Origin of the sequence: Citrobacter sp. Cpo040 (genome assembly GCF_030332915.1) — a bacterium.
GTDB classification, from domain to species: domain Bacteria; phylum Pseudomonadota; class Gammaproteobacteria; order Enterobacterales; family Enterobacteriaceae; genus Citrobacter; species Citrobacter portucalensis.
Map to the genome: position 1 here is coordinate 357,575 of NZ_JAOWGX010000034.1, position 24,376 is coordinate 381,950.

The window sequence follows — 24,376 nt, forward strand, 5'->3', positions numbered from 1 at the left end:
GGCTGAAAGATGAATACGCGTACCCTCGATATTGAAAATAAAAATGCGGTTTATCGTAAAGTGACCCGACGGCTGATCCCGTTTTTAATCCTGTGTTATTTTTTCGCATATCTCGATCGTGTAAACGTGGGCTTCGCCAAACTCCACATGCAGGATGCGCTTAATCTTAGCGATACAGTGTATGGAATTGGCGCAGGTATCTTTTTTATCGGTTATTTTATTTTTGAAGTACCGAGCAACTTGTTGATGCAGCGTTTTGGTCCCCGTTTCTGGATTGCGCGCATCATGGCCAGTTGGGCAGTGTTGTCGGCACTGACGATGTTCGTTACCACGCCAACACAGTTTTACGTAGTGCGTTTTTTGCTTGGCGTAGCAGAGGCCGGTTTTTTCCCGGGTATTGTTTACTATTTAACCCTGTGGTTTCCCTCATGGCGTTCGGCGCGCACACTCGGGCTGTTTATTCTGGTGACACCGTTATCCACTATTATCGGTAGCCCGCTCTCCGGACTGATCCTGAAAATGTTTGAAGGTGTCGGCCATCTGCATAACTGGCAGTGGTTATTCCTGGTAGAGGCTATCCCTTCATTCCTGCTGGCCTTCGTGGTGCTGCGTTATCTCGATAACGACGTGAAATCGGCGAAGTGGTTATCTGATGATGAAAAAGCGTTGATTGAGCAAGATCTACAAAAAGATCTGCTTGATAAAGTCGCCGCTAACGCGGGAATGCCGCAGCATAGTTTGTCCGCCATGTTCCGTAATCGCTTCGTCTGGCTGCTGGCGCTGATTTTCTTCAGTTTCAACATTGGCTATTACGGTATTAATTTCTGGCTTCCGTCGATTATCAAAAGCTCTGGCGTACAGGATGATTTTGCTATCGGTCTGCTGGCAGCGGTGCCCTATATCTTCGGTGCGGCCTGCATGTTGTGGAATAGCCGTCACTCCGATCTGAAACAAGAACGCCGCTGGCACATTGCGATTCCGGCGATAGTCGGGGCCATTGGTCTGACGTTCAGCGCGCTAAATGAAGGCTCCACGTTCTGGATGATGGCATGGATTTGCGTAGCAATGTCCGGCACGTTATCGCTGATTCCCACCTATATAAGCCTGCCAGGTACATTGCTTTCCGGTACGGCAGCGGCGGCAGGTATCGCGTTAGTGAACTCTATTGGCAATCTGGCTGGCTTCTTTGGCCCAACCGTTCTTGGCTGGCTGAAAGACACTACCGGCAGCACCAGCAGCGGACTGTATATTCTGGCGGGGTTTCTGGTACTTTGCGCACCGCTTATTTTCCTCATTCCGGCACGGTTGATTAACCCTCGCGATCGTCAAGCCATGAAACCGGCAGAAAATAACGTATTAACGAAAAGAGGTCATATATGAGCAGTTGTGGCAGCGGGTGCGCAGGTTGCGGTGGCGAACACTTCAATCCGATCCTCAGTGGTGATGACGGTGCTTTAAAGCGCGCCTTGTATAAATCGATGGGTCATACGGACGAGCAGTTGCGTCGTCCCGTAATTGCTGTAGTGAATAGCTATACCAATGCGACGGCAGGACACGCCAATTTGAATGAACTGACCGCGCATGTGTTAAAAGGCATTGATGAAGCAGGCGGAGTGGGGATGGTGTTTGGCACCATTGCCCCTTGCGACGGTATTGCCGAAGGACACCTGGGTATGCGCTATATTCTGGCGGCACGCGAAATCATCGCCAGTTCGATCGAAGTAATGATGCGGGCCCACCGCTTCGATGGCATGGTGTTGCTGGGATCGTGCGACAAAATTGTCCCCGCTATGCTGATGGCTGCTGCGCGCCTTGATCTTCCGGCTATTCTGGTGAACGGTGGGCCAATGTATCCTGCCGAATACAAAGGTAAACACTGGGATGGCAATATCGTCACCGAAGCGATTGGCTGGAAACGTCGCGGTGAAATTGATGAGGCCGAGTTCCGTCATATTGAAGATATCGCCGAGCCGGGGCACGGCTCCTGTACCATGTACGGTACCGCTAATACGATGTGCTGTATTGCGGAAGTGCTGGGTATGAGCTTGCCTGGGAGTAGTATGCTGCCCGCAATTTCACGCGAACGCCGCGAGTGCGCCTTTGCGACAGGAATGACCGCGGTGGATCTGGTAAAGCGCGGTGTGAATGCGCGACAAATTATTACACGCGAATCCATCCGCAATGCGATGGCCTATCTGTTGGCGACGGGCGGCTCCACCAACGCCATTCTACATCTGCAGGCTATTTATTATGAAGCCGAGCTGGGTCATCTGCCGCTGGCCGAATTTGATGCGCTGAGTCATCAGGTACCCCTGGTTGCTTCGCTCTATCCGGCATCGGAATACGATATGATCGATTTTTGGGAGTCCGGGGGAGTTGCGGCAGTTGAAAAAGAGATCGCTAATTTACTGGATCTCAATTGCCTGACGGTTAACGGACAGAAAAAAGGGGAATGGTTGATGAATGTTCCCTCTACTCGACGCCCGGAAGTTATCCATACTCTGGCCATTCCGGTACGTAATGAGTCAGGGGTTGCTGTCCTACACGGCAACCTGTCACCGATGGGTTGTGTAGTGAAACCCGCTGCTGTTCCGGACCATTTAATGATCTTCACCGGGCCTGCGGTGGTGTTTAACAGCGAAGATGAGGCCGTTGAGTCAATTCTCTCCGGTGATATTCAACCGGGTAGCGTATTGGTTCTGCGCTATGAAGGACCAAAGGGCGGACCGGGTATGCCGGAGATGTACAAGCCGATGAAATTCCTTGAAGGAATGAATCTCTCTGACTCCTGTGCGTTGATCACCGATGGGCGTTTTTCCGGTTCGAACCGCGGGTTGTTTGTGGGACATATCTCTCCAGAAGCCAGCGACGGAGGCGTTCTGGCACTGGTGGAAACAGGTGACTCAATCAGTATTAATATTCCGCAGCGAACATTGACGTTGAATGTAGCGGATGCCGTGCTGGATGAGCGTCAAAAAGGCTGTCATCTGGTGCATAAAGAGGTACCTCGTGGATTCTTGCGACTTTATCGTCGTTGGGCGTTACCGGCGGCGCAAGGCGCGGTACTGGCAGACAGAGAGGATTTGTCATGACAACGGTTACAAAGATTCAGGGCGTTAATCCCATTGTTGCAATGCCGTTTACGCCACAGGGTAAAGTCGATTTTACGAGTTTTCGCCGTCTGCTGGCCCACCTTTCGGACGTGGGTGTTAACGGACTGACGCTGTTTGGTATTGCCAGTGAGTTTCCGAAGCTCGACGACAGCGAACGGTTGCAGTTGGCGGAAATTTTTATTGCTGAATTAGCGAATAAAAGTGTATTTCGTGCACTGTCGGTCACCGATCACAGCACCGATCTGGCTGTTCGCCGTGCGCGGCGCTATCAGAGTATGGGGGCCGACGCACTGATGCTGCTTCCGCCATTCTTCCTGCAGCCGTCTCTTGCCAGCGTACAGGCGCATATCGCGGCGGTGCTGGAGGCTGTGACCATTCCTGTAATGGTGCAGTACGCGCCGGGAGAAACTGGATTTCCGGTCACTGCAGTTCAACTAGCTGAGATGGCTAAACGCTATCCACATGCAGTGTTTAAGATTGAATGCAATCCGCCAGTGGAGTACACCCGTGAGTTTCTACAGTACGCACCAGAGGCTCATGTGCTAAACGGTTATGCCGGTTTGTATATGCTTCAGATGCTTGAGGTAGGGGGCAAAGGTGTAATGCCTGGCTGCTCGTTTAGCGAAATTTATGTGCGAATTTATCGTCACTGGCTGGCAGGGGAACATCAACAGGCGGTGCAATTACATGAGGCGTTATTACCATACATTCAGCGCTGGATGCAGCACTGTGAGTATATTATCCAGGTTGAAAAGACAATATTACAACGACGCGGGATTATTGCTGATGATTATTGCCGCAAGCCGGGGTGGTCATTAACGAATGACGATGTAAACCACATTGATAGTTTTATTTCACAGTTCAATTTGTCGGCATGAGTAATTTGCAATAGAGGTATGAGCAAAACGTTTTAACCGTATGCTATGCACCGGATCGAACATCTTGATCCGGTGCAACTGTACTATGCCTTAAAGCATCATTTCTGTGTCTTCACCGCCACTCACATCAAATTTAATTGTTAATCATCTGTTTCTGTTATCTCGTAACCATCCGATTTTGTAGTAATGTGATGCGCGATAATTTTTAACAAATCTGCGACAAATTCACTATACATATAACTTAATATCTTTTATACATTAATTGTTCAACCCTGCGACTATTCCACAAAAGAGAAAGCAATATGGAACAGACACCTGATAAGAAAAACGATAATTTTCAAAAAGATGGCAAAGAACAGTTCAATCGCTCGATCGGTCTTATTTCAAACTTTGCGTTGGGTTTTACCTACCTGTCGCCGCTTACCGCCGTCTATTCGCTGTTTGCGCTGGCCGTAACGCTGGCGGGGCCGCCCGCAGTATGGTGGATTTTAATCGTCGCATGTGGGCAACTTTTGGTTGCATTGGTGTTTGGTGAGGTCGCTTCCCAGTATCCGATAACCGGCGGGCTTTACCCCTGGGCCAGAAGGTTGTGGGGCAAGAAGTATGCGTGGATCGCCGCCTGGATCTACCTGTGGGCTCTGGTGGTCACCATTACGTCGATCGCGGAATATACATCAACGTTTGTTGAATCACTCTTCCACTATGGTCAGACGCCGGCCACGATGTTGGTGACTTCCGTCCTGCTGCTGCTGTTGATGATGGCCGTTAATATGTCCGGGACTAAAAATCTGGCCCGGGTGGCGAAAATTGGTTTCTGGTGTGAAATTGTCAGCGTGATCGCGCTGGGGATTTATCTGCTGATTTTCCACCGTTCGCAGCCGTTCTCTGTGATTTTTGACTCGATGGGCGTGCTGGCTCATGACGGCAGCTACTCCACCGCATTTATGTCTGCTGCGCTGATGGGGCTGTTTATGTTCTTTGGCTTTGAGGCCTGCGGTAACGTTGCGGAAGAGGTGCAGAATCCAAGTAAAAAGATCCCGGTGGCGATGATTTTAAGCATCGTATTCGGCGCGATTTCCGCCATTATTTCTGTTATGGGTTATTTGCTGGCATCACCGAATCTGGTCAGCATCGTGAATGGCAAAACGTCCGATCCGATCCCGGCAATCCTTAATGAAGCTCTGGGCGAAACTGGCGCGACTGTCTTTATCGTCGTTGCAATTATCGCCATGTTGTCGTGCATTTTGTCTCTGCAGGCTGCGTTAAGCCGTCTTATCTTTTCTTTCTCCCGCGACAGAATGCTGCCGGGAAGTGAATGGATGGCCAAAATCTCTAAAAATGGTGTTCCGGATAATGCCATGGTCGTCAGTTGCCTGCTGCCAGTGATCATCTGCGTTTGGGTTTATTTCCAGCCAGATAACCTGTCGCGTATCACCGCGTTTGCTGTTATCGGGATTTACATCTCGTTCCAGATGGTTGTGCTGGCCGCGCTGCGTCAGCGTCTGAAAGGCTGGAAACCGGCGGGAGAGTGGACCATTGGCGGTTGGGGCGTAATCGTGAATGTGCTGGCGTTAGCTTACGGATTGTGCGGGATCTGGTTACTGGCGCAACCGGCAGACAGCAGCGACTTCATCGATCGTTGGACGGTTCTGTTCGGCCTGGCGATTGTTGTTGGCTCGGGGCTTATTTATATGTTCCTGACCCGTCCGTTTGGTCGTTCAGCGGCGCCGGAAAACGACGCCATTGCGTACGCCAATAAGCTCAATATGGGGCAGGATAACTAAAAACTCAGGGCCTTCGGGCCCTTAGTTTTGATAGTGATAAAGGATAAAGTAGTCGCTCTGATACACAACGGTACTGTTTGCAGGTGACAGCAATTCACCCACGCGAAAACGTGGCCAACTGGAGAAAATGATCCTGTTTTCCAGATTAGTCAGAATCACATAGTCAGGATGGGCATAGGAAAGCAGTTCGGCTTCTATCTGACTGACCAGCAGATCGACCGCGGCAACACCGAGAAACTGATCGTTGTAGTAGACCGGGACGGCTGACGTTAGGGTATAGGAGATATTGCAAATATAGTCGACGTAGGGACCGTGGATATAGGCTTTGCCAGCCGGAGGAGAATGCTTAAACCACTCAAAGGTTCTGAAGTCCAGTCGTTGTTGCGTGGCCTGATCCAAATCCAGATGCGCCTGGCTCAAACCATTGTCTTTCTTATACCACCACTCCAGCAACCAGTACTCTTTTGTGGTTGCGGTACTCTCAATATGGCTGGCGAATCCCGCCCCTGAGCAGTAATGGTTGTTATTGAGCGTGCGCTTGATGTGCTGTTGAACGGTGGATCTGACTGAGGGGTCGAGAACGACCTCGGCTGAGGCCTTTTGTACCCCTGAAATCGCCTCATGGATGCTCCTCGCCAGCGCAACGGTAGAATCTACGGTAGAAACAGTAATGTCATCAATTTTACGAATTAATGCGCTTAGGGATGTCGAAGAGCTCATTGTCTGTCCTGCCTTCACTGATTGTCAGTTCGAGTTATATTTCAGCTTTTTTTCAATAAGGTAGTAGGTAAACGTGTCGATGATCCGCGTGGCAAACTGTACTGATTCTGCCTCGTTGTGAGCAGCCAGCGCATCGGCCAGCGCCGAATAAAGCGCGATAATTTCTGCATGAATACTGTCTGTGCGATAAAGTATCGCCACCAGCGATGCCCATTCAGCCTGAACCTGCAGCTCCTGATTGGCCAGTCGCGCTGAATGCGAACTGGCGGCAATCGCCAGCAGACAACGCATATCGGCCTGGGTCATTAGCTCAGGTGAGTTTGCCTTTCTGAGCACCTCGACAAACTCGCGAAATTTGGCGATATCCGCACCGGTCATTCGCCGGGAAGCCAGCCTCGCGCTATGGCTAATAATGGCGCAATGCATTTCACCCAGATCGGACAGATAATCCGTACTGATCGCCTTGAACGGATGCAGGGCGCTATTTTTGCTATCGATATTTTCGCAAACGAAGCTCCCGCCATTACGACCACGAACCGTATGGATAAGATTATTAGCCCGAAGCGTGTTTAGCGCTTCTCTGATAGTGATATGTGAGACACCCATCATCTTTGCCAAATCAGTTTCGTTGGGGAGCTGTTCTTTTGGCTCCAGCAACCCCGTGATAATGGCATTTGAAAGGCGTTGGACTATCTGGTCTGAACGACTGACCTGCCCGATAGGCGCAAATATGACCGCGTGAGTAATCATAATCTTTTCTGTACTCAATTCCCTGAAACAACGACCATTTTTAACACATGCCCGTCGGGCAAGGAAGGTAAGAATGGCCGAGTTATTTTACATGCCTGGGCGCAACGTCACTGCACAAGCGGATGTGTGTCCCGATAACCTTATGATGAGCTGGGCGTAACGCGTCAGCTGGCAATAAAAAGCCTCATCCTGCAAATGTGAAAATTAAGTTAAAAATGCGAGGCTTATCATAGTGTCAATGTTGCGCATTTGAAAAAATTTTACAATATATATATTACATAAGATTCTTTATGTATTAATTGGCAGGAGACAAACGTGAAAACCCTGAAGCATTTTATTAATGGGCACTATGTAGCAGGCAGTAGCGAAGATAGCTTCGAACTGGTGAGTCCGGTTGACGGTGAAACGTACGCAATATCTCCCAACGCTAACGAGGCGGAGGTAGAGCAGGCTTACTCAGCAGCGGAGGCGGCGTTTAGCATCTGGCGAAAATCGACGCCGGCACAGCGGCAAAAGGCGTTATTGCGGCTGGCCGATGAGATTGAACGCAACGTTGAGCGACTGGTAACCGCGCAGAGCCAGGAAACCGGTCAGCTTCGCCATTTTATTGAGAAAGAGGAGATCGCGGCATCTTGCGATGCCATCCGCTTTTTTGCCGGTGCAGCGCGCTGTCTTGAAGGAAAGGCGGCCGGAGAATATTCCGCAGGATTTACTTCAACCATTCGTCGTGAACCGCTGGGTATTGTTGGGCAAGTGACGCCGTGGAACTACCCGTTCATGATGGCGGTGTGGAAGATTGCACCAGCGCTGGCGGCAGGCAACACGGTGGTGTTAAAACCAAGCGACACCACGCCAGTTAGTACGCTGCTGTTGGCTGAACTGGCCGCACCGTTGTTCCCGAGAGGGGCGTTTAACGTTGTGTTGGGCAAAGCCAGCACTGGTTCGCTGGTGGTTTCAAACCCGAAGGCTTCATTGGTTTCTATTACCGGTTCGGTCCGTGCGGGTTTGCAGGTTGCGGCTTCGGCGGCGGCAAATCTGACCAGAGCACACCTGGAATTGGGCGGGAAAGCGCCCGCAGTCGTGTTCGCCGATGCAGATATGGACAAGGCGATTGCGACGATTACCACAGCAGGCTTTTTCAATGCCGGGCAGGATTGCACAGCGGCTACGCGGATTCTGGTAGAGCAATCTATCTACGCTGAGTTTCTGGAAAAACTGATCCAGAAAACAAAAAGTATCAAATTTGGGCCGCCAGAAGATCAAAATGCACTGTACGGCGCATTGAATAGCCGGAATCAGCTGGAGCAGGTGAAAGGCTTTATTGAGCGTTTACCGGCACATGCAAAAATTGAAACCGGTGGGCGCGCAGGATCTGGTCCAGGTTTCTATTTTGAGCCGACGATCGTCTCCGGATTACATCAAAATGATGAAGCTATTCAGTATGAAGTATTTGGCCCACTAATGACTATTCAGTCGTTTTCTACTGACGAAGAGGTACTACACAAAGCGAATGATGTGGAGTATGGTCTTGCCGCCAGCGTCTGGACCAGTAACCATGGTCGCGCCCAACGCTTCAGCATTGACCTCGATTTTGGCACGGTGTGGATTAACAATCACATTCCTCTGTGCGCCGAAATGCCGCATGGCGGGTTCAAAAAATCGGGGTACGGCAAAGATCTCTCATCTTATTCACTCGAGGAATACACTCGGGTGAAACATATCATGTGCGACATTTCTGAATAGAGAGGATTACGATGAAAACATTAAAAATCGCGGTGCTTTCATTAGTGATGTTCTCGGGCTATAGCCTGGCAGAAAGTACATCGCTGAATACGGTAAAAGAGTATATGGCAGCGTGGAATGCGCATGATGCTTCACGAGCCGCTCAATTTCTTGCTGATGATGCGGTTTATTATGATGCCGCCGCGGGAGAACCGATAAACGGCAGGGAAAAAGCAGAAAAAGAGGTTATCGGCGCTTTTATTAAGGCGGTTCCAGATCTTAGCTGGAAAATGGTTGGAAAACCCGTCTACGACGAAGATACCGTGGCCTTTCGTTGGGAATTTTCAGGCAAAAATAGTGGTGAATGGGCAGGGAGTCCGCCGACAAATAATCCGATCAAATTTGAAGGCGTCAGCTATATTCATGTTAAAGCAGGAAAAATCACCTGGCAGGGTGATTATTATGATTCTAAAAAACTGGATGAAGAGTTAAAGCCAGTGAAGTAGTTGGCTGTACCCCTTTATTAATATGAAGGGGTATCTCTCTTATTTGTGTCGTATTAAAGGCAGTGTGTAGCAATAAGGAAAAAAGTTAATGGCAATTACCAGACGTGATTTTCTCAACGGCGTCGCGGTGACTATTGCGGCGGGACTTACCCCGCTGGAGTGGGTCAGGGCGGCAGGAAAGGGAAACGCATTTATAGATGGAAATTATTATCCTCCTGCGCTGACGGGGCTACGGGGTAATCATCCTGGATCGTTTGAAATGGCGCATGCGCTAGGTCGCGAGCATAAACATTTTGATTTAAACGCTCTGCCCGTTGAGGAAGAGTACGATCTGGTGATTGTGGGTGGCGGTATTAGCGGGTTAGCTGCCGGTTGTTTTTGGCGTCAAGTTGCCGGGCAAAATAGCCGGATCCTGATCCTCGATAACCATGACGACTTTGGTGGACACGCCAAACGTAATGAATTTACCAGCTCGGGTAAGAAATTACTCGGTTATGGTGGCAGCGAAGCATTCCAGTCACCTGCGCATAATTTCAGCCCTGAAGTACAAAAGTTGATGGAAACCGTGGGCGTCAGTGTCACGCGGTTAAAAGAGAGTTTTGACGTAAACTTCTACCCCGACTGGCAGCTCAGTCGCGGCGTTTTCTTCGACAAGAAGAATTTTGGCGAAACCAAAATCGTCAGCGGCGATCCGGGCCGCGCGGTATCTGATGATATTCCGCCGGACAGGCTCAATGGGCGTAAAATTGAAGACTTTATCAATGATTTTCCGCTAAGTGAGAACGACAGAAAAGCGCTGATCGACCTGCACGTCCGGCCCGGTGATTACCTGCCGGGGATGACGGTCGATGAGAAAATGGAATGGCTGGATACCCACAGCTACAGTGAATTTTTGGCAACAAAAGTTGGTTTGAGCAAAATGGCGCTGCTCTATTTCCAGCAGCGTTCCAACGACTTCTTTGCTATTGGTATTGAAGGTATTTCCTGTAGCGATGCCCGTGCGTGCGCCTTACCCGGCATGGAAGGGATGGGGTTACCGCCGCTGGACGGTGAGTCACTGGCCGACCTCGAAGAGCCGTATGTTTACCACTTCCCGGACGGTAACGCCGGGTTAGCCCGTCTGTTAGTCAGATATATGCTGCCGGATGCGCTACCGGGCAACACGATGGAAGACTCTGTCCTCGGCAGACTACATTACGAAAAGCTGGATCTGCCGGAAAACACCACGCGCCTGCGCCTGAACAGCACGGTGATTAATGCGGCCAACGTGCAGGATGGCGTGGCGGTGACCTATCTGCGTGACGGTAAAATGCACCGTGTGCGCGGTAAGAACACCATCATGGCAGGTTATAACATGATGATCCCGTATCTGGTGCCTGAGATGCCGGAACAGCAGCAGGCGGATCTTAAACTGAACGTGAAGGCACCGCTGGTGTACACCAACGTGGTGGTCAAAAACTGGCAGGCGTTCAAACAGCTTGGCGTACATGAGTTTTATTCTCCGGCGGCACCTTATAGCAGGGTCAAGCTCGACTATCCGGTCAGTATTGGTGGGTATCAACATCCGGCCTCCCCGGACGATCCGATGGTCATTCATATGGTCTATGTGCCGACCTATCCGGGTAGTAACCTGTCGGCCAGAGAGCAGTTCCGTCTGGGACGAGCCTATTTGCTGGGGACCACCTTTGCGGCGCATGAGGAGATGATTCGCTCCCAGTTGCAGGAGATGTTTGGCTCAACCGGATTTGATAATCAACGCGATATTGCCGCCATTACGGTTAACCGCTGGGCGCATGGCTATGCGTACTACGCCAACTCGCTGTTCGATGATATGGATAAGATGCCAGAAATTATCGAACGGGCGCGTAAGCCAGTCGGTCGCATTGCCATCGCTAACTCCGATTCTGACTGGAGTGCTTATGCCCATACGGCAATCGATCAGGCATGGCGTGCGGTTAATGAACTCAAGGATATGGGGTGATCTATGCGCAATGTAACCATTCTCGCCGCCTGTTTATTTACTGCTTCGGTTTCCGCTGCTGAATCTAACGGTGAATACATCGCGCGAATTTCAGACTGCGTCGCCTGTCACACCGCTGAAGGTGGTGCGGCGATGGCGGGGGGCAAAAAGTTTCCTACTCCGGTGGGGGATATTTATTCGACCAACATTACCCCAGACAAAACGCAGGGTATTGGAAATTATTCTTACGAGGATTTTGAAAAAGCCGTACGGCAGGGGATTGCCAAAGATGGTCATCCGCTCTATCCGGCTATGCCTTATCCCTCCTATGCAAAACTTTCTGACGAGGATGTTAAGGCGCTGTATAGCTATTTTATGCATGACGTCACGCCGTCAGCACAGCCCAATAAAGAGAATGCTATTCCGTGGCTACTCTCCGCCCGCTGGCCGCTGCATATCTGGAACTGGCTGTTTACCGACGCGCCAGTGTCGGCTGTAGAGGGCGCGAAAACGGATGATAATGCTGCCATGGTAAAACGGGGTGCTTATCTGGTGGAAGGCCCCGGACACTGCGGTTCATGCCATACCCCGAGAGGCATGGCGATGAACGAAAAAGCGTATACTAATGCTGATGCCGAATACCTGAGCGGCGCGATGATTGACGGCTGGTATGCACCGTCGCTGCGCGGCACCGGTATGTCTGAGCAGGAGTTAAAATCGCTGTTGCTGACCGGTAAAAGCAAGCATGCCGCGGTTTCAGGTTCGATGGCTGAAGTCGTCACGCAGAGTACACAGTATCTGACCGACGAAGATGCCACGGCGATCGCCCAATATCTGTTGAGCCTGAAAAGTGCGAAGCCTGAAACGGTACGTGCTGCGGCGACTACAGCATCCTGGTCGAATTCACCTGAGGCGGGCAAAGTGACCTATAACCGCTACTGTTCAACTTGTCACGGTCTGGAAGGGAAAGGTACGGATGATAACGCGCCTTCTTTAGTTAACAATCCACTGGTGATGGTTGATGACCCGACACCGCTGTTCAGAGTGATTGCCCACGGCGCAGAAACACCGACAACGCGTGGCAGCGTCTCCTTTAAGATGCCTGCCTACGGTGGCTTGTTAAGCGACAACGAAATGCGCGACGTGATTAACTACGTGCGTAAAAGTTGGGGTGAAGGGAATAGCGAAGTAAGCCAGGAAGACCTGGCTGGCGTTAAAAAAGCGTCACATTAAACAGTATGCCGGAGAAGGTGCTTGCACCTTCATCCGGCAGTGCTTACACGGTGTTTACCCTGATAATATCCACGAGTCGGGTAAACGCCGCCGTCATTTCATGCTCTTCAATACTGGCAAACCCCAGCAGCAGGCCGCTGCGTTTCCCTTCATTTACGTAATAGCGTGACAGCGGGCGCACCAGCAACCCTTGCGCATTCGCCTGTTGGGCAATGACCGCATCATCGCTCCCGGCGGGTAACTGTAAGATCATATGCAGCCCGGCGTTGCTGCTGAAGGAACCAAGAAAATGTTCACCAAGTTGGCGGCTGATAAGCTCTACCAGCATCTGGCGACGACGACTGTATAGCTGACGCATTTTCCGAATGTGTGCCGCGTAATAACCCTCGCGAATAAACTCCGCCAGTGCGGCCTGAATCAACAGATGCCCACCACGATAGAGGTCGTTATGAACCTTTTTCAGCGGAGCGGCTAACGATTTAGGTAGCACGACATACCCGAGTCGCAGTGCGGGATAGAGTGTCTTACTGAATGTCCCGATGTAAATGACCGGTGTCTCTTCTTCCAGCCCCTGCAAAGAGGGAATCGGCTGGCCGGAAAAGCGGAACTCACTGTCGTAATCATCTTCCACTATCCAGCTTCGCGTTTCACGTGCGCGAAAGAGAAGTTGCCGGCGGCGGCTCAGACTCATTACCGAACCGAGTGGGTATTGATGTGACGGTGTCACAAAAATAAGTTTTGGCGGTGTTTCACCTGCATCCGGCGGGACCATGCCTTGTTCATCAACCGGAATAGCCGAAAAATTAACGGCATTGATGCGAAGAATATTTTTGATTCCCCAGTAGCCCGGTTCCTCAATCCAGGCGTGATCGCCAGGGTTGCATAAAGTCCGGGTCACCAGATCCAGGGCCTGGTGAATACCTTCAGTAATCAGAATTTGCTCCGGTGAGCACCGTACGCCGCGAGCGGTGCGCAGATAGTCTGCCAGTGCTTCTTTTAGCTCATTCACGCCGCCTGTGGCATCGTAAGTGAGATACTCCGGGCGCAGTCGTCTTGCCAGCCTGTCCTGAATTTTCTTGAGTACCCGGTGCGGGAAATGCTCTACATCAGGTACGCCTGGAATAAATGCCCCCCACTGGCGGGGACTGGCGCTGGCATTACCTAACAGCTCAAGGCAGCGGGCGGATAAACGGGTGTGATCTTCCTGAGCGGCAGTAACAGGCTCTTTGTCAGGACGCAGGTCTAGATTGTCCAGCACGCTGTCGGTCACAAATGTGCCGCTGCTGGTACGCGCGGAAATATACCCTTCAGCTTGCAACTGTTCGTACACCCGCAGGACGGTATTGCGCGATAGCGTCAGCTCTCCTGCCAGGTCACGCGACGGAGGCATTCGGGTGGCCGGTTTCAGGCTACCTTCGAGGATGCAACTACAAATGGCGGCATACAGGCGGCGATGTAGTTTTTCGTCAGTCTGCTGATTAAATGCATGCTTGATCACATCTCCGGCAAGTGAACGCATTTGGATCCTTAAAATAAAACGATTTGGCTCTCGATTAAAGTACCAGACGGCGTCTAAATTTAAAGGGTAATTCAACCGAAATGTATTAATGGACAAGGTGTAGAGAATGAACAATAAAAACCTGCAACAACGTCGTCTGGATGCCACCCCGCGTGGCGTGGGTGTGATGTGTGATTTTTATGCTCAGTCGGCAGAAAACAGCACAATTACCGATATCGAAGGCAATCAGTACATCGATTTTGCCGCCGGGATTGCCGTGCTGAACACCGGACACCGCCATCCTCGCCTGGTGCAGGCAGTCGAAGCGCAACTTCAGGCTTTTACCCATACGGCTTATCAGATTGTCCCGTACGAAAGCTATGTGTCTTTGGCTGAGAAAATCAACGCCGTTGCGCCAATCGACGGCAAGCGTAAAACCACATTCTTCACTACCGGGGCTGAAGCGGTAGAAAACGCGGTGAAAATTGCGCGCGCGCATACCGGCCGTCCTGGCGTTATCGCATTTGGCGGTGGTTTTCATGGGCGTACTTACATGACGATGGCGTTAACCGGCAAGGTGGCACCCTATAAAAAAGGTTTCGGCCCGTTCCCAGGCTCTGTTTACCATGCGCCGTATCCTTCTGAATTGCAGGGTATTTCCACGGCGGATTCCCTAAAAGCGATTGAGCGTCTGTTTAAAGCCGATATCGATCCAACCCAGGTTGCGGCGATTATTTTCGAACCCGTCCAGGGCGAAGGGGGCTTCGTGGTGGCACCGCCAGAATTTGTGGCTGCCATCCGCCGTATTTGCGACGAGCATGGCATCGTGATGATCGCTGATGAAGTACAAAGCGGGTTTGCCCGTACGGGTCAGCTGTTTGCGATGGATCATTACGCCGATAAAGCGGACCTGATGACCATGGCGAAAAGCCTTGCGGGCGGCATGCCGTTGTCAGGCGTCGTGGGCAAAGCCGAAATTATGGATGCGCCTGCGCCAGGTGGTCTGGGTGGAACCTACGCCGGAAACCCGCTGTCGATCGCGGCGGCCCATGCGGTGCTGGATATCATTCGTGATGAGCAGTTATGCCAGCGTGCGGCGGCTCTCGGTGAACAGCTGCGCGCCGCTCTGACAGATGCACAAGCAGGGTGTCCTGAACTGGCCGAAGTGCGAGGTTTAGGCTCTATGATTGCTGCTGAATTCTGTGATGCAGCGACAGGAGAACCCAACGCTGCCGCCGCACAACGCGTGCAGAAGAAAGCCCTTGAGCAAGGATTACTGCTGCTGACCTGCGGTCAGTATGGCAACGTTATTCGTTTCCTTTACCCGCTGACAATTCCGCAGGATCAGTTCGCCAAAGCGCTCGATATTATCAAAGCAGCAACCAAGTAATTCGTTAGTTGTCATTTACCCAAAGCCGACGGTCGTCATCACCGTCGGCTTTATTATTGTTGGCATAAATTGATCTTCCTCGTGTGTAGCGCGGTATTTATCGCGAATGGGTTGCCAGGCCTCTCGTTATATAATTTAATACATATCGTTTTTACTCCTCTATTCAGATGGTATCCCATGTTAACTTTCCGCTCTTTTGTGCTGGTTTGCGCCAGCATGTTGTTTGCGTTTTCTGCTCAGGCCGACCGAACGATCACCGATCAGCTTGGTCGACAGGTCACGATTCCTGACCACGTGGACAAAGTGGTCGTGCTGCAACACCAGACGTTGAATATTCTGGTCCAGCTCAATGCCCAGCAGGACATTGTTGGTGTGATGTCGAGCTGGAAAAAGCAGCTCGGGCCTGAATTTGCGCGCTTTATGCCGACGATTACTACATTGCCGACGCCAGGCGATCTCACCAGCGTGAACATCGAAAGCCTGTTGGCGATTCATCCGCAGGTGGTTTTTGTCGCCAACTATGCGCCCGCGGAGATGATCCAGCAGATTCAGAACGCCGGTATTCCGGTCGTGGCTATCTCGTTACGCAAGGATGCCACCGGGCAACAGAATAAAATGAACCCGACCATGGCCGATGAAGAGCAGGTCTACAATGAAGGGTTGAAGCAGGGTATTCGCCTGATCGCTGACGTGGTTGGGCGCAAACCGCAGGCCGAAACGTTAATCGACTACGTTTTTGCCGCGCGGGCAAAATTCAATGCGCCGGTTGCGACAATCCCGGATGAGCAAAAAGTCCGTATTTATATGGCTAACCCCGATCTGATGACTTACGGCTCCGGGAAGTACACGGGATTGATGATGCAGCACGCGGGGGGATTAAACGTGGCGGCTGCCAGTGTGAAAGGTGCCCGTCAGGTTGCGCTGGAGCAGGTATTAGCGTGGAACCCGCAGGTGATTTTTGTCCAGGATCGCTATCCGCAGGTGGTAACTCAGATCCAAAACGATCCGAACTGGCAGGGGATTGATGCGGTGAAAAATCATCGCGTCTGGTTGATGCCTGAATATGCCAAAGCCTGGGGCTATCCGATGCCGGAAGCGTTGGCGATCGGTGAACTTTGGATGGCCAAAAAACTGTATCCGGATGCCTATAAAAACGTGGACGTTGATGCGCAGGCCAAGGACTACTATCAACGTTTTTATCGTGTGAACTGGCAGTCTGATGCAGCTAAGTAACCGTATTTTGCCCCAGCAACCGCTCTTAATCGTTGTGGTCCTGTTGCTGGGCGTCAGTTCGCTATGCCTCGGACAGTATCCGCTGTCGTTAAGCGAGGTGTTTCACCACCTGACACACTATAGCGACGCTGAAGGAATAGGCAGCCAGGTTATCTGGACGGTCAGGCTACCGCGTATTTTGATGGCACTGCTGGCGGGGGGCGCGCTTGGGTTATGCGGCGCGACGCTGCAAGGGGTATTTCATAACCCTCTGGTCGACCCGCATATTATCGGCGTGACGTCGGGGGCGGCTTTTGGTGGAACACTGGCCATCCTGCTCGGTCTTTCGCCCTGGCTGATGATGGGATCAACGTTTTTCTTTGGTCTGACAGCGTTGATCCTGGTGTATGCCATTGCTGCGTTACAGGGGCTGGAGAATACGCTGGTATTGATTCTGTCGGGTATCATTTTGAGCGGTTTTTTTGCCGCGCTGGTGAGCCTGATCCAGTATCAGGCTGATACCGAAGAGACGTTACCTAATATTGTGTTCTGGTTGCTTGGCAGCTTTGCGACGGCCAACTGGCATAAAGTGCTGCTGTTGGCGGTTCCGGTCGGTATCGCCGCGACGGTTTTGTACCAGCTACGCTGGCGGATAAACCTGTTGTCGCTCAATGACAAAGATGCCAGAGCACTGGGTGTAGCGGTGGTTCCTCTGCGACGCAGTGTTTTGGTGTGCTGCGCATTTTTGGTCGCTGCTCAGGTGGCGGTCAGCGGCAGTATTGCCTGGGTTGGATTAGTGATTCCGCATCTGGCGCGTTTGCTGGTGGGGGTTGATCATCGTCGTTTACTACCGTGCGCCTTCTGGTTGGGGGGCGGATTTATGATTGTGGTGGACGATATTGCTCGCACCCTGATGCACGCGGAGATACCGTTGGGGATTATTACCGCATTGTTCGGCGCGCCGTTGTTTGCTTTCTTACTCATTCGTACCAGTCGTCGGGAGAAATCATGATACCTGCCGCACTGCGTGTAAATCAGCTTACTTATGGGTATCGTACACCGCTATTTGAGCCGCTAACGTTCTGTTGCCAGAAAGGTGAGATCTGGGCCGTGCTGGGACGCAACGGCTTGGGTAAAAGTACACTGCTCGATACGTTAACCGGCACGCTGCCTGCTTTAGGCGGGAATATTGAAAATAACGGTGGGATAGGGATTGTGGCACAGCATAGCCATCTGCCGTTTCCGTACACGGTCAGCGACGTGGTGCTGATGGGGCGAGCACAGCACGTGAAGCTGTTTGCGCAACCCAGTCCGCAGGATCAAAAAAGAGCAATGCAGGCGTTAGAGCAGTTGAATATCGCGCATCTCGCCTCCAGCTCATTTGGCTCACTTTCTGGCGGGCAGCAACAGTTGGTGATGATTGCCCGGGCTCTGGTGACGGAGTGTCAAACGCTGTTACTGGATGAACCGTGTTCCGCGCTGGATCTCGCCAATCAGCAGGTGGTGCTCCAGCTCATCAGCGATCTGGCCCATCAACAGGGATGCAGCATTCTCTTTTCGACCCACGATCCGCTTCATGCGTTACAGGTTGCTTCCCATACTTTGCTGCTACTCCCTGAAGGAAAATGGCGGGCAGGGCCCACGAACAGCATTGTGACGGAGGAGAATTTATTCCTGGCCTATGGCTTAACGCTGAGAAAACTCAGCGTGGAGAACTACCAGACGCCGTTTATCGCACCGTTGTTTTCTATTCGTCGTTAAGCGTTAAGAATCCGGCGGCGCTAAGAAATTCCTGCCCGCCGCGGGAGAGTATGAATTCAACCAGCGCCATGACTTCATTGGATGCATCAAGCACCGCCAGTTGGTATTCGCAGCGAATATTGTGCTCATCGGGAATAGCCACGTAATGTACGTCGGGCATCGCGCGCAGCGCGTGTGCGTAATGCGCGTAACCGATAAACAGATCGGCCAGTCCCTGGCGCAGTATCCAGGCACTCGCCAGTTCACCTTGCGGGATTTTTATCGTATCACGACCACCCACCAGCGGGATTGCCCGTGCGCGAAGCTGTTGCCCGAGTCCTGCTTCCAGTACATCCATATTGTCGAAAAATGCCCAGGTATAGTCTCCGGAAGGGTCGCAGCCGGGCGTTGATGTACCTGGTCGCAGCGTTGGGTCGCGGAGTAAATCCAGCCAGACACCGGTTCGGTTGCTGACAAGGCTCAGTTTGTTCCAGCAAAAAGTGTGCGTAGAGAAGGCAATATTACGTGCTAACAGGTTTTGCGGATGTTCCCGGTTAGCGGAGGCAAAGAGCGCACACGGTTCTCCCGCTTCAATACGTTCACGCAATAAACCGGCCGGACCATATTCAACCTTAACGTCTATTCCACTCATGCGCGTGAACTGGCTTATCAATGGCGTAAATGCAGGGCGCAAACTGCCTGCGGCTAACAGGAAGATGGAAGAGGGCATGGTATCCGATCTCTGGCGAATGACATTATGCGAAGAAGATGAATGATACGCGTTGAGCATGGAATTTAGAATGATTTAGCGCAGTGCTATTGAATCATCAAGGGAAATGATAAAACTGACGGATACAAACTGAAGATAAAAAAATAGTTTTGAAGTTAAATAGCACCAAATCAAAGGGATATGATTTGGTGCGTCCGAGTGGACTCGAACCACCGACCCCCACCATGTCAAGGTGGTGCTCTAACCAACTGAGCTACGGACGCAAAATGGTGCGTTCAATTGGACTCGAACCAACGACCCCCACCATGTCAAGGTGGTGCTCTAACCAACTGAGCTATGAACGCAACGTTGTAGGTGACAACGGGGACGAATATTAGCGGCACAGACCGAATGAGGCAAGAGGGAAATAGCATTTTTCTTCCTGATCTCACGCGATTGCAGAGTAATTAAGCAAGTTGATTATATTTTGTTGATTTTGCAGCGTGTTTTTTATTCAGACAGCGAACTGGGGCATACCAGGGACGGTTTGAATTACAGAGGCGCTCAGACTTTAAGCAATGTAAGGATGGTGGTTTCTATTTTCTCTGGGGTAGTGAAGGGGGCAAATCGCTTAAGCGGCTTGCCGTCACGCCCGATCAGGAACTTAGTAAAATTCCACTTGATCCGCCCACCCAGCACGCCGGGTAATTCGTCTTTCAGGTAACGAAATACCGGGTGCGTAGCGGCACCGTTGACTTCCACTTTCTCAAACATCGGGAAGCTCACACCGTAGTTGATGTGACAGGTTTGCGCGATTTCGTCGGCTCCACCGGGCTCCTGGTTACCGAACTGGTTGCAGGGAAAACCAAGCACCACCAGACCCTGCGCGGCGTACTTCTTGTAGAGCGCTTCGAGGCCTGCATATTGTGGAGTGAAACCACAATGGCTGGCGGTATTAACCACCAGAACCAGTTTGCCAGCGTAGTCAGTCATACAGATGGGCTGGCCATGCAAACTGGTGGCAGTCAGTTGATGAAAGGGGGCCATGCCAGAATCCTCAAATAAGATAGCATTACTCATGTTGCCCGCGAGTGACAGGCTTAGCTGCGTATCTATTTATTATGATCGCAACTGCAGGATTAATAAACTTGCCATTGGTGCAGGGCAAAAATAGAAATTCTCTGCGGTTCGGTTATGGACATTCCATAATTTATATTAACCAACCTGACGAGCGTTCCATTCGTCGCGCGTGATTTCCCAAAGTTCAGAATCCAGCAAACCGCTGACATACTCTTTCTTTTCCGTCTTGATAAGCCGCATGCCGCTACTGTCTGAAATACGTTTGGAACGGATATTGAGAGAGGCTTTCGGCGCACGCAATACCGTCTTATTTAACGTATTAAACCAGTAATCCGTAGCGACATTACTGGCCTCACGCATAAAACCCTGCCCCTGATATTCCGGAGCTAACCAAAATCCACGGTTATTATCCTCAACGTCATAAAGGCAAATTAAACCTATGAGAGCGTCAGGGGCCTCACGGAGTCTGATAGTCCAGATCCACGCAATCCCTTTTTCCATATCAGGCAGGGCAACGTTATTGACGTAATTCTCCGCACCGTTATCAGGATAGGGCCAGGGTACTGAGGAGACCATATAGCGAACTATCTCCCAGCGGGGATAAAGCACCTGAATCTGCGAGGCATCTTCGGCTTCTAATGGTTTTAACAGCAAGCGTTCCGTATGGAGTATTGGTATTTTCATATGCACTTTTCCTACTCGATCAAGATAAGAGGATCAATGTGGGGAGGATTTTGAAAAAATATTAATAACCAGAACCCCAGCACAAATAAGAAGCATACCTGCGATCGCCGGAAAATCTAGCTTTTGCCCACTTACCAACCAGCCCAAAAGGCTGATTAATACGATTCCAGCACCTGACCAAATTGCGTATGCAATACCCGTTGGAATGGTCGACAGGGTCTGGGAGAGAAGATAAAAGGCTGTGCAGTAGCACACAATAGTCGCTACAGATGGCCATAGGCGTGTGAATCCGTCAGAGAACTTCATCAGAGTTGTACCTATGACTTCAGCTACGATGGCCCCGGCAAGGAAAATGTATGAATTCAAAATCTGACCCCATGTGACAATCTAAAGCAAATATCGTATCACAAAGGGTTGGGGGAGTTTGAACACAGCAGTTATCCGCCCAAGACTTCGAAGCTGCCGTACTTAACTCATAGCGATTAGATTTCCGTTGGTGAGTTCTCCTGCCAAGAGCAAAAGAAAACTCCGGCTGATAATGCGATGGACATATCCATACAACGCAGATCTGTTTGGGCAAGTCTTGATGGGGATGTCGTTTCCTTGATAAACATAAAACCATGCTTTTCGTAGAAAGTTTGCGCGTTTGGTGTTGAGGTCAAGGTTAACTGTTTCAGCCCTCTTTTAATCGCCTCATTACATTTATAGATTTATCATGAAACGGTTTCGTTTCAACATCGTTGTTTTACAAAAGAGGGAAGTCCATTACTGGCACGGAGTTGACAAGTTACCATTATGAGCAGTGAGCAGATAATCGACTCTTGATGAGTCGATTATTCAATGCAAACGGGGCATAGTAATTCATTCAGTACAGGATTATGCAGCTCAATCAATCGACACAAAATAATTGTAAGGTCACAAATATGACGCCTACATTGCAAGGATCTCTTGTCACGCTCCGTCCTCTGCTTGAGACAGATGCTCAGCTATTGATTGATGCGGCAGCGGATGGGGAACTCTGGTCTCTGCCATTTACGGTAGTTCCGTCTGCTGACACCGCAGATTTGTACATTCAGAAAGCCCTCAAGGGGCAGATCGAAGGCACAGTCATGCCGTTTGCTGTAACGCTTTTGTCCGATCAACGTGTCATTGGATCAACACGTTTCTGGAAGATTGATAGAGAAAACCGAAAGCTCGAAATTGGTCATACCTGGTATTCACAAAGCTGGCAAAAAACAGCTGCAAATACCGAGAGTAAACTGTTATTGCTGCGGTACGCCTTTGAGCAACTGAAGTGTGTTCGCGTTCAGTTTACGACTGATGTATTGAATGAGCGCTCGCAGGCTGCCATTCTCCGTATTGGTGCGATCCAGGAAAGCATCATCAGAAATGAACGAATTATGCCTGATGGTCGAAAACGTACTTCCATACGGTACAGCATAATTGATGATGAGTGGCCGCAGGTTCGGACCAACCTTGAGCACCGCCTTTCCAGCTACAGGAAAGAGAAATAACTCGAGGTTTTGCGGACAGAAGGTCTGCTGTGAGCGAACAGCGGTCGTTACCGACACCAGCGGATTTTCATTAATGTAGCACTTCAAATTGGTAGATAACTTGAATCAGGTTCGATTTCGTCACTACATATGGAAAATAAAGAGTTGATGTATAATTATTTTTTCTGATGTTAATTCATTCTAACCTGAGCTCCAGAAATCATTCTTAACGACGAAAGGCCATACAATGAATATCGAAGCATTTGCTTTTGGCACCACCAACTGGGGTGAAGTCGAAAAAACAGAACATCCTGGGGAAACAGGCATAGCCTACTGGCGCACACAATTTTTTGGCCACAAGCCGAACCAAATCCGTGTGCGAATGGTTGAATATACCCCAGGCTACCTTGCGGATCATTGGTGCAGTAAAGGTCATGTCCTTTTATGCCTGGAGGGAGAACTCGAAACACTGCTCGCAGATGGCCGCAAATTCACTTTAACTGCGGGGATGAGTTATCAGGTTGGTGATAACGCAGAACCACATCAGTCCAGAACGGAGACAGGAGCAAAACTCTTTATTGTGGACTGACGGATTCGTCGTTGTTGCGTTTGCGATGTCCGCTCCTGGTTCTGAGCAGTCGTATGAGGAGGTACTGTTTTTCACGTGAGATTTGAATAGTTGAAGGCCATAAGTACTGATGATGAGAGGCTTGAATAACCTGTGTGGTTTTGGAGTGGTTTTACCCCACTTGAAGCGTGATTTTGGGGGCATCTTTAGGAGCAGGGACATAAAAAGGGACACATTAATAGCTGCTATAACCCGCTATCAACTGTCCCTGAGGTTGTTTATCGCACTGATTTATAAGTATTTTTAGTTTTTAAATGATTATATTTTGTTAATTTTGCAGAATGCTATTTACTCAGGCTGTGCGCCGGGCGAGTCGCACCTGATTGTTAAACTGCGTGATGTTTTGCATTCCTACGTGCTGGAGTCACTTAAATAATTACACAGCAACTTCCATAAGTAATGAGCAGCCGGTGTAAAACGATGATCGGAGCTACGCAATATATGCCACTGACACTCTCTGGCAATATGATGATCAATCGGTATTGCCGTCAATTCCCCAGGATAAGAATTTGCATTAGCGGTTTGTTCTGTCATAAAAGCAATCCCCAGTCCCGCACGGCACAGAGCTATTGCGCTGGTAAACAGATTACAGCAGTAGGATGGCCTGAACATAATCGCTTCATCGCGAAACATCGCAGTGAGATATCGCTGAAGCCCAAAATTGTCATGCATAGCAATCAGGCGATGCCGGGAAAGTTCCTGAAGCGTTACTTTCTTTAAACCAGAAATAACATGATCCTTCCTGACAATGGCACAAATGGCTCCCCGGTTATAGCTATATCGTTTAAGTGCCGGTTGCCCAACGGGACCAAATCCCACGGCCATATCCACTTCACCTCTTGCAATGAGTTCCATCGACGTTTCCATGTTGCCAGAAGTGATATCTACAAACACATTCGGGTAGATTTGGGCAAAATCGCTCACGACGTGGGTAATGATTTCCTGGACCATCCCTTGTCCAACGCGCAGCGTAACTGTCCCTCCACGCATATGGCGCATATCGCTGAGTTGCCGCTCAAGTTCATTGCGTTTTTGTTGAGTAATAGCGTAGTCATCAGCCAGTAATCTTCCCGCCTCGGTGAGGACAACGTTACGTCCTCTTTTCTCCAATAATGGCAGCTGTATTGTTCTTTCCAGAAGAGAGATTTGGCGACTGACAACCGAAGGGTTAAAGCCAAGGATGTCGGCGGCTCTGCGGATCCCACCGTACAATCCGACCATATATAAATAACGGATCGCTTTTTCTGGATAGGTGCTCAATGTCATGTTTTTGCCA

23 protein-coding genes and 2 tRNA genes are annotated in these 24,376 nt (G+C 50.4%); 14 read left to right on the forward strand and 11 right to left on the reverse strand.

Annotated features, from left to right (window positions below; all coding sequences use genetic code 11):
- The first annotated feature begins 9 nt into the window (after window positions 1-9).
- The 4 genes from OGX86_RS06520 (at window position 10) to OGX86_RS06535 (ending at window position 5,775) form a co-directional block, all read left to right on the forward strand.
- On the forward strand, window positions 10-1,380 hold the full coding sequence (locus OGX86_RS06520) for an MFS transporter (RefSeq protein WP_136391825.1): 1,371 nt from the start codon (window positions 10-12) through the stop codon (window positions 1,378-1,380).
- Window positions 1,377-3,092, forward strand: a complete 1,716-nt coding sequence (ilvD, locus tag OGX86_RS06525) for a dihydroxy-acid dehydratase (protein WP_136391826.1) — start codon at window positions 1,377-1,379, stop codon at window positions 3,090-3,092. The genes OGX86_RS06520 and ilvD overlap by 4 nt, the downstream gene beginning before the upstream one ends.
- Window positions 3,089-3,991: a dihydrodipicolinate synthase family protein gene (locus OGX86_RS06530; protein WP_048226674.1), complete on the forward strand. Its 903-nt coding sequence runs from the start codon at window positions 3,089-3,091 to the stop codon at window positions 3,989-3,991. The genes ilvD and OGX86_RS06530 overlap by 4 nt, the downstream gene beginning before the upstream one ends.
- A gap of 302 nt (window positions 3,992-4,293) precedes the next feature.
- Complete coding sequence (locus tag OGX86_RS06535) at window positions 4,294-5,775, forward strand: APC family permease (RefSeq protein WP_003832697.1); 1,482 nt, start codon at window positions 4,294-4,296, stop codon at window positions 5,773-5,775.
- A 21-nt stretch (window positions 5,776-5,796) separates the two neighbouring features.
- Here OGX86_RS06535 and OGX86_RS06540 read toward each other — a convergent pair whose 3' ends face one another.
- Both OGX86_RS06540 and OGX86_RS06545 read right to left on the reverse strand, forming a co-directional pair.
- Window positions 5,797-6,495: a cache domain-containing protein gene (locus OGX86_RS06540; RefSeq protein ID WP_048226673.1), complete on the reverse strand. Its 699-nt coding sequence runs from the start codon at window positions 6,493-6,495 to the stop codon at window positions 5,797-5,799.
- Window positions 6,496-6,519: 24 nt separating this feature from the next.
- Window positions 6,520-7,245 carry a FadR/GntR family transcriptional regulator gene (locus OGX86_RS06545; RefSeq protein WP_136391827.1) on the reverse strand — a complete coding sequence of 242 codons (726 nt, stop codon included), beginning with the start codon at window positions 7,243-7,245 and terminating at the stop codon, window positions 6,520-6,522.
- 315 nt (window positions 7,246-7,560) lie between these two features.
- Here OGX86_RS06545 and OGX86_RS06550 point away from each other — a divergent pair, with 315 nt between their 5' ends.
- From OGX86_RS06550 to OGX86_RS06565, 4 genes are all read left to right on the forward strand, one after another.
- Window positions 7,561-8,988, forward strand: a complete 1,428-nt coding sequence (locus OGX86_RS06550; RefSeq protein WP_048226670.1) for a gamma-aminobutyraldehyde dehydrogenase — start codon at window positions 7,561-7,563, stop codon at window positions 8,986-8,988.
- A gap of 11 nt (window positions 8,989-8,999) precedes the next feature.
- Complete coding sequence (locus OGX86_RS06555) at window positions 9,000-9,473, forward strand: ester cyclase (protein WP_032943249.1); 474 nt, start codon at window positions 9,000-9,002, stop codon at window positions 9,471-9,473.
- An 88-nt stretch (window positions 9,474-9,561) separates the two neighbouring features.
- Window positions 9,562-11,454 carry an NAD(P)-binding protein gene (locus tag OGX86_RS06560; protein WP_048226668.1) on the forward strand — a complete coding sequence of 631 codons (1,893 nt, stop codon included), beginning with the start codon at window positions 9,562-9,564 and terminating at the stop codon, window positions 11,452-11,454.
- A 3-nt stretch (window positions 11,455-11,457) separates the two neighbouring features.
- Entirely contained in the window at window positions 11,458-12,666 is a 1,209-nt protein-coding gene (locus OGX86_RS06565; protein WP_048226666.1) for a c-type cytochrome, read from the forward strand.
- Window positions 12,667-12,709: 43 nt separating this feature from the next.
- Here the strand turns inward: OGX86_RS06565 and pdxR are convergent, their stop codons facing one another.
- Complete coding sequence (gene pdxR / locus OGX86_RS06570) at window positions 12,710-14,185, reverse strand: MocR-like pyridoxine biosynthesis transcription factor PdxR (RefSeq protein WP_048226664.1); 1,476 nt, start codon at window positions 14,183-14,185, stop codon at window positions 12,710-12,712.
- Window positions 14,186-14,291: 106 nt separating this feature from the next.
- On the opposite strand from pdxR, the gene puuE reads away from it, so the two are divergent.
- From puuE to OGX86_RS06590, 4 genes are all read left to right on the forward strand, one after another.
- On the forward strand, window positions 14,292-15,554 hold the full coding sequence (puuE, locus tag OGX86_RS06575) for a 4-aminobutyrate transaminase (protein WP_003832711.1): 1,263 nt from the start codon (window positions 14,292-14,294) through the stop codon (window positions 15,552-15,554).
- 177 nt (window positions 15,555-15,731) lie between these two features.
- Window positions 15,732-16,787 carry an ABC transporter substrate-binding protein gene (locus OGX86_RS06580; protein WP_136391829.1) on the forward strand — a complete coding sequence of 352 codons (1,056 nt, stop codon included), beginning with the start codon at window positions 15,732-15,734 and terminating at the stop codon, window positions 16,785-16,787.
- The gene (locus OGX86_RS06585) at window positions 16,774-17,778 is read left to right on the forward strand and encodes a FecCD family ABC transporter permease (RefSeq protein WP_048226658.1); all 1,005 of its coding nucleotides are present in this window, start codon (window positions 16,774-16,776) and stop codon (window positions 17,776-17,778) included. The genes OGX86_RS06580 and OGX86_RS06585 overlap by 14 nt, the downstream gene beginning before the upstream one ends.
- A complete protein-coding gene (locus OGX86_RS06590; protein ID WP_071446922.1) occupies window positions 17,775-18,527 on the forward strand; it encodes an ABC transporter ATP-binding protein in 753 nt (250 codons plus the stop codon). The genes OGX86_RS06585 and OGX86_RS06590 overlap by 4 nt, the downstream gene beginning before the upstream one ends.
- Here OGX86_RS06590 and OGX86_RS06595 read toward each other — a convergent pair.
- From OGX86_RS06595 to OGX86_RS22800, 7 genes are all read right to left on the reverse strand, one after another.
- The gene (locus OGX86_RS06595) at window positions 18,514-19,236 is read right to left on the reverse strand and encodes a substrate-binding domain-containing protein (RefSeq protein WP_048226654.1); all 723 of its coding nucleotides are present in this window, start codon (window positions 19,234-19,236) and stop codon (window positions 18,514-18,516) included. The two genes, OGX86_RS06590 and OGX86_RS06595, sit on opposite strands and share 14 nt — an antisense overlap.
- Window positions 19,237-19,422: 186 nt before the next feature.
- A tRNA-Val gene (locus OGX86_RS06600) sits at window positions 19,423-19,499 on the reverse strand.
- Between the two features lie 4 nt (window positions 19,500-19,503).
- Window positions 19,504-19,580, reverse strand: a tRNA-Val gene (locus OGX86_RS06605).
- Window positions 19,581-19,779: 199 nt separating this feature from the next.
- A complete protein-coding gene (locus tag OGX86_RS06610) occupies window positions 19,780-20,262 on the reverse strand; it encodes a glutathione peroxidase (RefSeq protein ID WP_008784641.1) in 483 nt (160 codons plus the stop codon).
- 168 nt (window positions 20,263-20,430) lie between these two features.
- Complete coding sequence (locus OGX86_RS06615; protein ID WP_048214290.1) at window positions 20,431-20,979, reverse strand: GNAT family N-acetyltransferase; 549 nt, start codon at window positions 20,977-20,979, stop codon at window positions 20,431-20,433.
- A 33-nt stretch (window positions 20,980-21,012) separates the two neighbouring features.
- Entirely contained in the window at window positions 21,013-21,345 is a 333-nt protein-coding gene (locus OGX86_RS06620; RefSeq protein WP_063941528.1) for an EmrE family multidrug efflux SMR transporter, read from the reverse strand.
- A gap of 116 nt (window positions 21,346-21,461) precedes the next feature.
- Window positions 21,462-21,689: a GNAT family N-acetyltransferase gene (locus OGX86_RS22800; protein ID WP_122984010.1), complete on the reverse strand. Its 228-nt coding sequence runs from the start codon at window positions 21,687-21,689 to the stop codon at window positions 21,462-21,464.
- Between the two features lie 213 nt (window positions 21,690-21,902).
- On the opposite strand from OGX86_RS22800, the gene OGX86_RS06625 reads away from it, so the two are divergent.
- Entirely contained in the window at window positions 21,903-22,493 is a 591-nt protein-coding gene (locus OGX86_RS06625) for a GNAT family N-acetyltransferase (protein WP_048227035.1), read from the forward strand.
- Between the two features lie 226 nt (window positions 22,494-22,719).
- Window positions 22,720-23,061, forward strand: coding sequence for a DHCW motif cupin fold protein (locus OGX86_RS06630; RefSeq protein WP_048226653.1), 342 nt, complete (start codon window positions 22,720-22,722; stop codon window positions 23,059-23,061).
- A gap of 390 nt (window positions 23,062-23,451) precedes the next feature.
- Here the strand turns inward: OGX86_RS06630 and OGX86_RS06635 are convergent, their stop codons facing one another.
- The gene (locus OGX86_RS06635; protein WP_048226651.1) at window positions 23,452-24,366 is read right to left on the reverse strand and encodes a LysR family transcriptional regulator; all 915 of its coding nucleotides are present in this window, start codon (window positions 24,364-24,366) and stop codon (window positions 23,452-23,454) included.
- Window positions 24,367-24,376 lie beyond the last annotated feature (10 nt).